General features: G+C 54.6%; 11 protein-coding genes. 3 read left to right on the plus strand and 8 right to left on the minus strand.

Annotated elements, in window-relative coordinates; genetic code table 11:
- Positions 1-24: 24 nt before the first annotated feature.
- The gene (gene iagB, locus AC6EMZ_RS03270) at positions 25-471 is read left to right on the plus strand and encodes a type III secretion system invasion protein IagB (RefSeq protein WP_498400945.1); all 447 of its coding nucleotides are present in this window, start codon (positions 25-27) and stop codon (positions 469-471) included.
- A 139-nt stretch (positions 472-610) separates the two neighbouring features.
- Positions 611-2,419 (plus strand): glycoside hydrolase family 19 protein, encoded by a 1,809-nt coding sequence (locus AC6EMZ_RS03275; RefSeq protein ID WP_498400946.1) that lies wholly within the window; start codon positions 611-613, stop codon positions 2,417-2,419.
- Positions 2,420-2,488: 69 nt separating this feature from the next.
- Here the strand turns inward: AC6EMZ_RS03275 and AC6EMZ_RS03280 are convergent, their stop codons facing one another.
- The 4 genes from AC6EMZ_RS03280 to poxB all read right to left on the minus strand — a co-directional run bounded on the left by AC6EMZ_RS03280 (position 2,489) and on the right by poxB (position 7,916).
- Positions 2,489-3,502 (minus strand): 3-beta-hydroxysteroid dehydrogenase, encoded by a 1,014-nt coding sequence (locus tag AC6EMZ_RS03280; protein ID WP_498400947.1) that lies wholly within the window; start codon positions 3,500-3,502, stop codon positions 2,489-2,491.
- Between the two features lie 92 nt (positions 3,503-3,594).
- Positions 3,595-5,031, minus strand: coding sequence for an SDR family oxidoreductase (locus AC6EMZ_RS03285; protein WP_498400948.1), 1,437 nt, complete (start codon positions 5,029-5,031; stop codon positions 3,595-3,597).
- A 10-nt stretch (positions 5,032-5,041) separates the two neighbouring features.
- Positions 5,042-6,043 (minus strand): low-specificity L-threonine aldolase, encoded by a 1,002-nt coding sequence (gene ltaE, locus AC6EMZ_RS03290; RefSeq protein WP_498400949.1) that lies wholly within the window; start codon positions 6,041-6,043, stop codon positions 5,042-5,044.
- Positions 6,044-6,197: 154 nt separating this feature from the next.
- Entirely contained in the window at positions 6,198-7,916 is a 1,719-nt protein-coding gene (gene poxB, locus AC6EMZ_RS03295; protein ID WP_498400950.1) for a ubiquinone-dependent pyruvate dehydrogenase, read from the minus strand.
- A gap of 152 nt (positions 7,917-8,068) precedes the next feature.
- Here poxB and AC6EMZ_RS03300 point away from each other — a divergent pair, with 152 nt between their 5' ends.
- The gene (locus tag AC6EMZ_RS03300; protein ID WP_498400951.1) at positions 8,069-8,503 is read left to right on the plus strand and encodes a DoxX family protein; all 435 of its coding nucleotides are present in this window, start codon (positions 8,069-8,071) and stop codon (positions 8,501-8,503) included.
- A gap of 40 nt (positions 8,504-8,543) precedes the next feature.
- Here the strand turns inward: AC6EMZ_RS03300 and hcr are convergent, their stop codons facing one another.
- The 4 genes from hcr to aqpZ form a co-directional block, all read right to left on the minus strand.
- Entirely contained in the window at positions 8,544-9,512 is a 969-nt protein-coding gene (gene hcr / locus AC6EMZ_RS03305; protein ID WP_498400952.1) for an NADH oxidoreductase, read from the minus strand.
- Positions 9,513-9,522: 10 nt separating this feature from the next.
- Entirely contained in the window at positions 9,523-11,175 is a 1,653-nt protein-coding gene (gene hcp, locus AC6EMZ_RS03310) for a hydroxylamine reductase (protein WP_498400953.1), read from the minus strand.
- Positions 11,176-11,318: 143 nt separating this feature from the next.
- Entirely contained in the window at positions 11,319-12,218 is a 900-nt protein-coding gene (locus AC6EMZ_RS03315; RefSeq protein ID WP_498400954.1) for a LysO family transporter, read from the minus strand.
- 119 nt (positions 12,219-12,337) lie between these two features.
- Positions 12,338-13,033, minus strand: a complete 696-nt coding sequence (aqpZ, locus tag AC6EMZ_RS03320) for an aquaporin Z (RefSeq protein WP_498400955.1) — start codon at positions 13,031-13,033, stop codon at positions 12,338-12,340.
- Between the last annotated feature and the right edge of the window lie 19 nt (positions 13,034-13,052).

The following is a 13,052-nucleotide window of genomic DNA, read 5'->3' on the forward strand; positions in this document are numbered from 1 at the left end:
ATAATTAAATAAGCAGGTAAAGAAATGAAACGCTTTATATTACTATTGATCATCTTCAGTCAAAGCGTGTTTGCAAACTGCTGGGATAAAGCGGCACATTATTATCATGTCGATCCGTATTTGTTATTCGCGATTGCAAAAGTGGAATCTGGTATGAACCCGTACGCCGTGGGCTGGAACCACGATGGTTCAAGAGATGTCGGTTTAATGCAAATTAACAGTACGCATTTTAGCGAGCTACAGCGCCAGGGGATCGATGAGTACCGACTTATTGCTGAACCTTGTACTTCCATTATGGTGGGGGCATCAATCTTGTCGAATATGATAAAAGTTTACGGGTATAACTGGGAAGCCGTCGGTGCATATAACGCAGGGTTGAAAAGAGAGAATTATCCTCAGCGAATGATTTATGCCCGTAAGGTCTGGAAAAAATATCAAGAGATAAAATCAGAGCGAACGAAAGAGTATTAATTTTTATTTTTTGAAGAGTGCCGGGTGGTGTTCTTCAAAAAATATAAAGAACCGCACTCTCAGGTTTATTTATTAATGGAGTAATACATAAGCCGGGATTGCACAAATCATTGTTGCTTAAATACAGGATTATATTGAAATGACTAAAAGGACATTACTGAGCGTTCTCGTGGCGGGGGCATGCATTGCACCGTTTATGGCTCAGGCCGTTACGCTGCAGGCAACCAGCAGCGAACCTTATACCATGAAAGCCAGCGACCTGGCGAAGAAAGAGCATGAGCTGACTAACTTCCCGCTGATGGCTTCCGTAAAGGATACCATCCGTACGCTGGATAACGCGCAGGTTGAACTTATCGAGCCAGGCCGCGCGGCGAACCCGGACAACGTTAAGCGCGTCGAAGGGCTTGTGAAGGCCAGCGACTGGGAATATCTGTTCCCGATGCGTGCTCAGTCTTATACCTATAGCAACTTCCTGAAGGCCGTTGGTAAGTTCCCGGCACTGTGCAAGACCTACAACGACGGTCGCGACAGTGATGCGATTTGCCGTAAAGAGCTGGCAACCATGTTTGCCCACTTTGCTCAGGAAACCGGTGGTCACGAAAGCTGGCGTCCAGAAGCCGAATGGCGTCAGGCGCTGGTCCATGTGCGTGAAATGGGCTGGAGCGAAGGTCAGAAAGGCGGCTATAACGGCGAATGTAACCCTGACATCTGGCAGGGCCAGACCTGGCCATGCGGCAAAGACAAAGACGGCGACTTCGTAAGCTACTTTGGTCGCGGTGCTAAACAGCTGTCGTACAACTACAACTACGGCCCGTTCTCCGAAGCGATGTTCGGCACCGTTCGTACCCTGCTGGACAAACCTGAGCTGGTGGCTGATACCTGGCTGAACCTGGCGAGCGCCATCTTCTTCTTCGCGTATCCGCAGCCGCCTAAACCAAGCATGCTGCAGGTTATCGACGGCACGTGGCAGCCAAACGACCATGACAAGGCCAACAATCTTGTTCCTGGCTTTGGCGTGACCACCCAGATCATCAACGGTGGCGTAGAGTGCGGCGGCCCGACTGAAATTGCGCAGTCTGAAAACCGTATCAAGTACTACAAAGAATTCGCTAACTACTTGAAGGTACCTGTACCGGCTAATGAAGTTTTGGGCTGTGCCAACATGAAACAGTTCGATGAAGGTGGCTCAGGCGCGCTGAAAATCTACTGGGAACAGGATTGGGGATGGAGTGCTGACACTCCGGACGGTAAGACTTACTCTTGCCAGTTAGTCGGTTACCAGACGCCATTTAGTGCGTTTAAAGAAGGTGATTACACCAACTGTGTTAAGAAGTTCTATAACGTGAACATCATTAACGACGACGGCTCTGCTACCACACCGGACGAAACCCCGGTCACACCAACGCCAGCTGAAGATGAAACACCGGCACCAACGCCGGACGAGACTCCAGCCGTGGTGAACCATGCGCCTGTCGCACATATCGCAGGCCCGATTGGTGCGGTTGACGCCGGTGCGCAGGTTTCCCTGAGCGCAGAGGGTTCCACTGACGCAGATGGTAACAAACTGACCTACACCTGGCGCTCCCAGGACGGCCAGACTGTGACCGGTCAGGACAAAGCGGTTGTGACTTTCACCGCACCAGAGTCTGCAACAGCGCAGCAGTACGAAGTCAGCCTGACCGCAAGCGATGGTGAGCTGAGCAGCACCACGTCTTACCTGTTGAACGTGAAAGCGAAAGCGGCGACCCCATCTCAGGATGAAGGCACCTCAGGTGCTTATCCTGGCTGGAGCGCTAACAGCAAGTACAACGCGGGTGATATCGTGAATAACCACGGTAAACTGTTCCAGTGTAAACCGTTCCCGTTCAGTGGCTGGTGTAACAACGCCCCGGCTTACTACGAACCGGGTGCAGGTCTGGCATGGGCAGACGCCTGGTCAGCACTGTAATAAAAGCAACGGCAACCGAAAGGTTGCCGTTTTAGTTTCTTCACTGTGCATCACGCCGCACCACATTGATTAGCGAGGCAATTTCCCGTGATCCCGCAGCCACGCTGCCGTCTGCACAATCCCATCATCCAGCGTCACGACGGGCTTATAGCCCAGTTCGTTCTCCGCGCGCGCGATATCCAGCGTAAAGTCAAAGTTCAGCTTCGATACGCCATAGTGGGTCAGAGCAGGCTCTTTGGCTGATTTGTTTCCCAGACGCTCCATGCTGCGGGCAATCATGTCCAGCATCGGATAAGGTACTGAACGAATGCGACAGTCGATATTCAGCTCGTCGATCAGCCTTTGTACAATACTGCGCAGCGTGCGTGGCTCGCCGTTGGTGATGTTGTACGCCCGACCCGAGACCAGATGGTCGCACTCGCTCTGGCTTGCCAGCCACATGGCGTGAATGGCGTTTTCGTAATAGGTCATATCCACCAGCGCATCGCCGCCGCGCGGCAGAAGTACGCTGCCATAATGATGCATCATATGTGCCAGACGCGGGATAAACACTTTATCGTGCGGTCCAAACAGGCTTTGCGGGCGAAGCACGGTGAAACGCGTATGCGGGTTTGATTGTGCCAGCAGGTCGATAACTTCCTCGCTGGCGGCTTTACTGCGGGCAAACTCGCAGGCGAACCGCGCAGGACGGAAATCTTCCTGAATATCGCGATGGTGGTGGTAGTCAAAATAGAGCGACGGTGAAGAGATATGAATAAAATTACGCACGCCCCAGGCCACGGACCATTCGCCGAGACGGCGGGTGGCGCGAACGTTCGCGAGGTCAAACGCTTCCTGCGTGCCCCACGGAGAGGTAAAGCTGGAGCAGTGCCACAGCGTATCGATTCCGGCGAGCATCACCTTTGCCTGAGAAGAGACCAGCTCGGTCAGATCGGCATGGACGAACTCTGCGCCCATCTTTTGCAGCAGTTTACCCATCGCTTCATTGCGACCAGTAGCTCTGACGCTAATGCCCTTATTGCGCAGAAATTCGACCGCGTTTCGGCCTAAGCCGCTGGTGGCGCCGGTAACCAGTACCTTCATATCAATCCACTGTGTTGAAAAGAATTTCGTGCGCATTCTTCCGTGAATTACGCCACGTTGCAATGGGAAAGGTTAAAGAATAAGAGTTTTATTTAGACTTTTTCTGTCATTTGTTCTGCAAGATGCGCAATACGCTTTGCCATTCCTCGGAAGATAAACAGATGCGCGGGGATCATAAACAGCCAGTAGAATAATCCGGGCATACCGTGTGGGTGCCACCATGCGCGCACGTCGAGTTCGCGGCGATCGCCCTTATCTTTGAGGGTAAAGCAAAGCCGCCCCAGTCCTGGCGCTTTCATGCCAAACAGTAGCGCCAGCTGTTTTTCTGGCTCAACGATGATGACCTTCCAGCTGTCCACCGTATCGCCAACCTGAAGATAAGGATGAGCAGGACGGCCTTTCGCCAGCCGATGTCCCACCAGCAGGTCCATTTTGCCACGCGTCTGCCACAGAATATTGCCGAAGAAATAGCGCTCTTTGCCACCTATCTGGTTCACCACATCCCACAAGGCTGACAGGCTCGCGGTGGTCTTCACGGTATAACCCGCCTGCTTCGCAAAATAGCCATACTCCGGACGCCAGCGGGCAAACGCCTGGGCGTCATAGCCCCAGTCGCTGGAGTTCACCAGCTTCTCTTCCTCTTTAAGCGTGTTGCGCACCGCGTCGTCAAAACGGATCAGATCTTGTGGGATAAGCGCGCGTAGCTCGCGATCGTCCGCCAGCAGATCGTGTTTTAATCCCTGAATCAGCGCTTTTGCCGTGGTCGATGGTACGGAAGTGATGACGTTCAAAAACCACACCGAGATCCAGCTTGTCGGCAAGGGAATGGGGATCAGCAGACGATGACGACCGCTGACCTGCATAAAATGCTCAAACTGTTCCTGATAGCTCAACACTTCTGGCCCGGCGGCTTCGAGCACCCGATGCTGTTCGCTCGGATGATTTAATAATTCCACCAGATAGTGCAGCAGATTCTCCAGTGCAATCGGTGTCGTGCGCGAACGCACCCAGCGGGGCGGCGTGAGGATCGGCAGGTTGTAGACCATATCGCGCATCACTTCGAAGGCCGCAGAGCCGGCTCCGACAATAATGCCCGCGCGCAGCTCGGTTAGCGGAATATTCGCGCCACGTAGGGTTTCCGCCGTCAACTGGCGGGCGCGCAGATGGTCAGACTGTTCGCTTTCGGGTGCCTGCAACGAGCTTAAAAAAATCACCTGCTTGACGGGCGTTTGCAGCAGAGCATCACGCACGTTCATCGCCACCTGACGTTCGTGGGCGATGAAGTCACCGCCTTCACCCATGCTGTGCACCAGATAGTACAGCGTGTCGACGCCTTCCAGCAGCGAAGGAAGTTCCTTCGGCCAGTTGAGATCGACAACGTGACAGGTCACGCCAGGCAGGTTTTGCTTTTGCAAGCGCTCCACGCTGCGTGCCGCCGCCAGCACCTGATGTCCTTGCTCGCTTAGGGTGGACGTCAGATGTTGGCCGATATAGCCACTGGCTCCCAATACCAGAATTCGTTGCGACACGGTGTGCTCCTTAGCGCTGTAAAAAGGCCTGCCAGTGTTTCACGACGTCAGCAAGCTGTTCGCGGTTCACGTCGAGGTGCATCACCAGACGCACAATCGGGGAAGCATTTATCAGCACACCACGGGATTGCATAAACTCGCCAAGCGCCGCGGCGTTTTCTTCCCCGACGCGAACGAACAGCATGTTGGTGTCGTGTCGCATCACGTCAGCGCCGATTTCGCGCAGCTGAGTCGCCATCCACGCGGCGTTGTCGTGATCGTCTTTCAGGCGTTGAACGTTATTTTTGAGTGCATACAGACCGGCTGCTGCCAGAATTCCAGCCTGACGCATACCGCCGCCGGTCATTTTGCGCCAGCGATTCGCACGTTTGATGTAATCCGCTTTTCCCACCAGCAGAGAACCGACCGGTGTACCCAGCCCTTTAGAGAGGCAAATAGTGAACGAGTCGCAATATTGCGTGATCGCTTTCAGTTCGCAGCCATATTCCACTACGGCGTTAAAAATACGCGCGCCGTCGACGTGCAGCCCAAGATGGCGTTCGCGGGTGAATTCCCACGCGGCTTTAAGATATTCGCGCGGCAGGACTTTACCATTATGAGTATTTTCCAGACTCAGCAGTTTGGTGCGGGCAAAGTGAATATCGTCGGCTTTGATTTTGGCGGCGACTTTGTCCAGCGGCAGGGAACCGTCGGACGCAGCATCGATAGGTTGCGGCTGGATGCTGCCCAACACCGCTGCGCCACCTGCTTCGTACAGGTAATTATGCGCGCCCTGGCCGACGATATACTCTTCGCCGCGCTCGCAGTGGCTCAGCAGCGCCACCAGGTTTGCCTGGGTGCCGGTAGGCAAGAACAGGGCGGCTTCTTTACCGCTGAGTTCAGCGGCGTAGCGCTGGAGTTCGTTAACGGTAGGGTCATCGCCATACACGTCGTCCCCAACCGGGGCGGCCATCATCTCATCAAGCATGGCGCGACTCGGACGGGTGACGGTATCACTACGTAAATCAATCATGTCATATCCTTATACGCTTCACCCTTCACGCCGCCCCGGCGTTGGCTGCGCCCTCAAACCCCAGTCACATAGTTATCTATGCTCCCGGGGATTTTCAGGCTTGCCGCCTTGATGCGACGCGAATGGTTTTGCGTATGACTTTAAAAGGATATTTTTACCTGAGCCAGTTGGTTTTTGCCAGTTCCATCACTTCGTCACCGCGACCGCTGATAATGGCGCGCAGCATATACAGGCTAAAGCCCTTGGCCTGCTCCAGCTTGATCTGCGGCGGGATCGCCAGCTCGTCTTTGGCCACCACCACATCCACCAGCACCGGACCATCGATGGAGAAGGCGCGCTGTAGCGCTTCATCCACGTCTGAGGATTTCTCCACGCGAATTCCGGTGATGCCGCAGGCCTCGGCAATTTTGGCAAAGTTAGTGTCATGGAGTTCGGTGCCGTCCGTCAGGTAGCCTCCGGCTTTCATCTCCATCGCCACAAAGCCCAGCACGCTGTTGTTGAATACCACAATTTTGACAGGCAGCTTCATTTGCACCACCGACAGGAAATCACCCATCAGCATGCTGAACCCGCCGTCGCCGCACATCGCCACCACCTGACGCTCCGGCACGGTAGCTTTTGCCCCCAATGCCTGCGGCATGGCATTTGCCATCGAACCGTGGTTAAAGGAGCCAATCAGGCGGCGCTTGCCGTTCATCTTCAGATAACGCGCCGCCCACACGGTTGGCGTGCCCACGTCGCAGGTAAAGATGGCATCGTCGGCGGCAAAATGGCTGATTTGCTGCGCCAGATACTGCGGGTGAATGGCTTTGTCGCTCGGCTTAGCGAGATCGTCCAGGCCCTTACGTGCATCTCGATAGTCACCGAGCGCTTTATCAAGGAACTTGCGATCGGTTTTCTCTTCCAGAAGCGGGATCAGGGCGGTGAGCGTGGCTTTGATGTCGCCGATGAGCGCCATATCGACTTTGCTATGCGAGCCGATACTGCCGGGGTTGATATCGATCTGAATGATTTTCGCATCCGTCGGGTAGAAGGCGCGATACGGGAATTGAGTACCGAGCAGCACCAGCGTGTCGGCGTTCATCATGGTGTGGAATCCGGACGAAAAGCCGATCAGCCCGGTCATGCCAACATCATACGGATTGTCGTATTCCACATGTTCTTTGCCGCGCAGAGCGTGAACAATCGGCGCTTTTAGTTTTCCGGCGAATTCCACCAGCTCTTTGTGTGCCCCCGCGCAGCCGCTGCCGCACATCAGGGCGATATTGCTGGAGTAGCGCAACAGTTGCGCCAGTTTTTTAAGCTCTTCTTCCGCGGGTATGACCACCGGCTGCGGAGCGTGATACCAGTGGGTGCTGGCACCGTCCGGCGCGGCTTTTAGCGCCACATCGCCGGGTAAGACCACGACCGAGACGCCGCGATTGAGGATCGCTTTGCGCATCGCAATCGCCATCACCTGCGGGATTTGCTCTGGCGTAGAGACCAGCTCGCAGTAGTGGCTACATTCACGGAACAGCTCCTGCGGATGCGTCTCCTGAAAATAGCCGCTGCCGATTTCGCTCGACGGAATGTGCGCGGCGATCGCCAGCACAGGAACATGGTTACGATGGCAATCGAACAGGCCGTTAATCAGGTGCAGGTTGCCCGGACCGCAGGAACCCGCGCAGACTGCCAGTTCGCCCGTCAGCTGTGCTTCCGCGCCAGCGGCAAAGGCCGCGACCTCTTCATGACGGGTCGGCATCCATTCGATGGTTTTCATCTTGTTGAGGCTATCGCTCAGCCCGTTAAGAGAGTCCCCGGTCACGCCCCAAATGCGTTTTACGCCCGCTTGTTCGAGCGTTTTTGCAACGTATGCGGCTACGGTCTGTTTCATGGTAGTCCTTCTCCGTTTTGTGATATCGCTTACAAGCTTAGAAGAAACTGGCTGTTATGCCTGATAAATCCCCCTGATTAATAGTTGCTTTCATTGCGTAACAATTCATCATATTCTGACGTGACTACAAGTGAAAACAGGAATCATTTCAAATGGTTAAATCATTGTTAATTGCTGTTAATAAAAAGCTAACGTGCGACGATCTAGGCAAGCTTTTGCTGCGTCTTGCCGTCGGTGGACTGATGTTATTTCATGGTTTGCATAAGTTATTTGGTGGGGTTGAAGGCATCAGCGGCATGCTGGTGGCAAAAGGATTGCCGGGGTTTATCGCCTACGGCGTATTGATTGGGGAAGTGGTGGCACCGATTCTGATCGTGCTGGGTATTTTGACTCGCCCGGCAGCGCTGGCGCTGGCCTTTACCATGGTCGTCGCGTGGTTGATGGTCGGAACGGGCAAAACCTTCGCGCTGGATGCGGTAGGCGCATGGGCCATTGAAAGCCTGGTGTACTTCTTCATCGGTGCGCTGGCAGTCGTGTTTTTAGGGGCAGGACGTTATTCGTTGGTCAGCGACCCAGCCTGGAAATGAAATATGCCCGGTGCATTTCGCATGCACCGGGCTTTTGGTATTACGCCAGCACCAAATCACCCTGCGGATGGCAAGAGCAGGCCAGCACGTAACCGTCGGCAATTTCGGCATCCGTCAGCGTCATGGTGCTGCTGACGGTATAGTCGCCCGACACTACCTTCGTTTTACAGCATCCGCATACGCCTGCACGACAAGCAGCCACTATCGGCACGTTATTGCTTTCCAGCGCTTCCAGCAGCGTGGTCCCCACGCGGCCAAAGAACGTCTGTGCCGGTTGCAGCCTGGTGAACTTCACTCCGCTGGTGGCAGCTTCTGCGACAGGTGTGAAGAACTGCTCTTTAAAGAATCGCGTCACGCCAAGCGCTTTCACTTCTTCTTCCACGATAGCCATATACGGCGCAGGGCCGCAGGTCATCACGGTGCGAGAGGTCAAATCCGGTACGCTCTGTAGCAGCTCGCGGCTCAGACGACCCGGGACAAAACCGTGGGTGGCGTTATTTTCGGCCACCAGCGTGACCGGGTAATTACGCCACTCGTCAGCAAAAATCACATCTTCCGGTGAACGCACGCTGAAAATCACCTGCACGTCGGCCTTCGGACGGTTTTTTGCCAACCAGCGGCGCATCGACATGACAGGCGTCACGCCGCAGCCTGCCGCCAGCAGCAGGAATTTATCGTCTGTTTTGTCATCACAGGTGAAATCACCCTGCGCGTCGGACAGCCAGAGATAATCCCCGCGCTTCACATCGCCCGTCAGCCACTGTGAACCCGCTCCCTCATCAATACGACGGATGGTGAGCGTGATGTACTCGCTCACGCCCGGTGTGGATGACAGGGTGTAGGCGCGCAGGGTGTCAGTAGAATTGCGAACGCTGACCAGCGCATACTGACCGGCACGGTACGGATAAAAGTCGTGACACAGCAGTGAGAGCGTCCACACATCCGGCGTCTCCTGATGGATGTGATGAACCTGCATCCGCCACGGACATTGTGAGGTTGGCATAGTCATGAATCGCTCCTTACGCGCTCAGCAACTGCTGCATGTCTTCTTCTACGGTCGTGACAGAACGCAGACCAAATTTCTCGTTCAGGACTGCCAGCAGATCCGGCGTCAGGAAGCCAGGTGCCGTTGGGCCAGTCACGATGTTGGTCACGCCCAGAGACAGCAGGGTCAGCAGGATCACAATCGCTTTCTGCTCGAACCATGAAAGCACCAGGGATAGCGGCAGATCGTTCACGCCGCAGCCCAGCTTCTCCGCCAGCGTGACGGCCAGGATGATGGCAGAGTAGGCATCGTTACATTGACCGGCATCGATCAGGCGCGGCAGGCCTTCGATATCCCCGAAGTCCAGCTTGTTGAAACGGTACTTACCGCACGCCAGGGTCAGGATCAGGCAGTCCTGCGGCACGCTGGTGGCGAAATCGGTGAAGTAGTTACGTTCGCCGCGAGCGCCGTCACAGCCGCCAACGAGGAAGATGTGGCGCAGTTTTTCACGGCTGACCAGGTCAATCAGCGAATCCGCCGCGCCCAGCAGGGTTTCACGACCAAAGCCGACGGTGATCATGTGCTCGATTTCGCTGAACGGGAAGCCCGCCATCTGCTGCGCCTGGGTGATAACCGGTGCAAAATCGTCACCTTCGAGGTGGCTCACGCCCGGCCAACCGACGATGCTGCGGGTCCAGATACGGTCGTCATAAGAACCGACGGTCGGGTCGATGATGCAGTTAGAGGTCATGACGATAGGGCCAGGGAAGCGGGCGAATTCAACCTGCTGGTTCTGCCAGCCGCTGCCGTAGTTACCGACCAGGTGTTTGAATTTACGCAGTTCCGGATAACCGTGTGCTGGCAGCATTTCACCGTGGGTGTAGACGTTAACGCCGGTCCCTTCGGTTTGTTGCAGCAGGTTGTAGAGATCTTTCAGGTCGTGACCGGAAATCAGGATGCATTTACCCGCCGTCGCCTTCACGTTCACCTGAGAAGGGGTCGGGTGGCCGTAGGTGCTGGTTTCGCCGGCATCCAGAATACTCATCACTTTGAAGTTCATCAGGCCAATTTCCATTGAACACTCCAACAGGGCGTTCATATCGGAAGGCCAGGTCCCCAACCACGCCATGATTTTATGGTACTGGGCGTAGATGTTGTTGTCGTACTGACCCAGAACGTGAGCGTGTTCCATATAGGCCGCTGCACCTTTTAGACCGTACAGGCACAGCAGACGCAGACCGAGAATGTTCTCGCCAATCTCTGCTTTATCTTTGTTCGGGGTGAATTCTGCGGCCTGACGTTGCAGGTCGCCCAAATCGTCACTGACCAGTTGCAGGCCTGACATTGGGTTGTCTACCGCTGCGGTTGCATCGACCTTCAGACTTTGGGCTTTCAGCGCTTCACGCAGCGTGATGGCTTCACGGGCATAGCCCACGATGCGCGGGGAATCGAAGTTAACGTTGGTCAGGGTGGAGAAGAACGCGCGCGGCGCGAAGTTATCGATGTAGTGGTCAATAATGCCGTATTCGCGCGCTTTTACAGCCCAGGCAGACAGGCCCTGGAGTGCGGCGATCAGCAAATCTTGCAGGTCAGAGGTTTCGGCGGTTTTGCCGCACATTCCCTGCGAGTATGCGCAGCCATTACCGGCTGGGGTACGGATGGTTTGTTCACATTGCACACAAAACATAATCACACCTGTTAAAGTTATATTTTAGATACATGTTTAAGGTTATGCCTGTGAACGGGCGTATAAAAGGTCTTTCTTCTACAAAGTAGAGGGAGATTGATTTAGCGCAATTTTGGCGGTAGCAGGCTACCGCCATAGAGGTATCAGGCGGAGAAGAATGCCATCAAAATCGGCACCAGCAGGCTCAAAATAAAACCGTGTACGATGGCTGCGGGCACCAGTTCAAGACCGCCGGAACGCTGAAGCACTGGCAAGGTGAAGTCCATCGAGGTTGCGCCACACAGGCCAAGTGCCGTGGAGCGACTCTGGCGCACCAGACCGGGGATTAACATAATAGCGATCAGCTCGCGCCCCAAATCGTTAAAGAAGGCCGCACTGCCAATCACCGGGCCGAAGGACTCGGTTAACAAAATGCCTGACAGAGAGTACCAGCCAAAGCCGGAGGCCATCGCCAGGCCGGTTTTTAACGGCAGATCCAGAATAAAGGCGTTAATCACGCCGCCAATCATTGAGCTTGCCACCACGACCACCGCGACGATCATGCCGCGTCGGTTCAGGACAATTTGTTTCAGCGTCATGCCGTTATTGCGCAGCTGAATGCCAATCAGGAACAACAAGAAAATGAGCGTATATTCGCTGGCTTCCGTCGCGTGTTGTAGAAATGCCAGGCCCGTCAGCCCAAGAACAAAGCCGAGAACGACCACGCCGCAGAGTTTTAATGATTCCAGCGCCATGGCAATTCGCGAGGGTAGTTTTTCCTGCTGGTGATGGCTTTTCCACGGCAGCGTTCTTTCAAGCCAAAAGAGAGCGGCGATATTGCACAGTAAAATAACCACAATAGTCACAGCAGAATAATGGAGTATGGAGAGTAAATTGGTTGCCAGGTTATCCAGGAACGCGAGGCTAATCCCCATGAAAAACAGAATGACGTAAACAATCCAGCTGAGAAAACGATTGATAAGTCGTAATGCGGATGCATGGCGAAGAGGAATGAGATAGCCCACAATCAGTGGAAGCAGAATGATTAAGAGTCCTGAAAACATGAACAGCCGGGTCCTTTATTAATTATTTGAATAGCGCCAGAGACACTACCCAATAAAGGCTATTCAGTAAAGCAACAAAAAAGCCGGGCGGCTTCGCCTTACCCGGCGTGCATACTACGTTAATCGCGTTTTTCCAGCAGGGTGCGATACAGCACACCGCCCAGGATACCGCCGACAATCGGCATCACCCAGAATAACCACAGCTGCTGCAACGCCCAGCCGCCCTGGAAGATAGCAACCGCCGTGCTACGTGCCGGGTTGACAGAGGTATTGGTCACAGGAATGCTGATCAGGTGGATCAGGGTCAACGCCAGGCCAATCGCGATGGGCGCGAAGCCAGCAGGAGCGCGTTTATCCGTTGCACCGTGGATAACAATCAGGAAGCCTGCGGTCAGAACGATTTCGATAACAATCGCAGACAGCATTGAGAAGCCGCCCGGTGAGTGCTCACCATAGCCGTTCGACGCAAAACCGCTGGCGGCAGCGTCAAAGCCTGCTTTACCGCTGGCGACAACATACAGCACCGCTGCGGCAATAATCCCGCCGACAACCTGAGCAATAATATAGCCAATCACCTCTTTGGCGGGGAAACGGCCGCCTGCCCACAGACCTAACGTCACCGCCGGGTTAAAGTGTCCGCCGGAAATATGACCCACGGCATAGGCCATGGTTAATACCGTTAAACCAAATGCCAGCGCCACGCCGGCAAAACCAATTCCTAATTCCGGGAATCCAGCCGCCAATACTGCGCTGCCGCAGCCACCAAATACTAACCAGAATGTACCAAAACATTCCGCTGCCAATTTTCTAAACATAACCACCTCGTTAAATGTC

This window comes from Enterobacter sp. SCRI0065 (assembly GCF_059766475.1).

Bases quoted from the DNA above. Each gene is read 5' to 3' on its own strand.
- iagB (WP_498400945.1), top strand. From the start codon at position 25: ATGAAACGCTTTATATTACTATTGATCATCTTCAGTCAAAGCGTGTTT.
- AC6EMZ_RS03275 (WP_498400946.1), top strand. From the start codon at position 611: ATGACTAAAAGGACATTACTGAGCGTTCTCGTGGCGGGGGCATGCATT.
- AC6EMZ_RS03280 (WP_498400947.1), bottom strand. From the start codon at position 3,502: ATGAAGGTACTGGTTACCGGCGCCACCAGCGGCTTAGGCCGAAACGCG.
- ltaE (WP_498400949.1), bottom strand. From the start codon at position 6,043: ATGATTGATTTACGTAGTGATACCGTCACCCGTCCGAGTCGCGCCATG.
- poxB (WP_498400950.1), bottom strand. From the start codon at position 7,916: ATGAAACAGACCGTAGCCGCATACGTTGCAAAAACGCTCGAACAAGCG.
- AC6EMZ_RS03300 (WP_498400951.1), top strand. From the start codon at position 8,069: ATGGTTAAATCATTGTTAATTGCTGTTAATAAAAAGCTAACGTGCGAC.
- hcr (WP_498400952.1), bottom strand. From the start codon at position 9,512: ATGACTATGCCAACCTCACAATGTCCGTGGCGGATGCAGGTTCATCAC.
- hcp (WP_498400953.1), bottom strand. From the start codon at position 11,175: ATGTTTTGTGTGCAATGTGAACAAACCATCCGTACCCCAGCCGGTAAT.
- AC6EMZ_RS03315 (WP_498400954.1), bottom strand. From the start codon at position 12,218: ATGTTTTCAGGACTCTTAATCATTCTGCTTCCACTGATTGTGGGCTAT.
- aqpZ (WP_498400955.1), bottom strand. From the start codon at position 13,033: ATGTTTAGAAAATTGGCAGCGGAATGTTTTGGTACATTCTGGTTAGTA.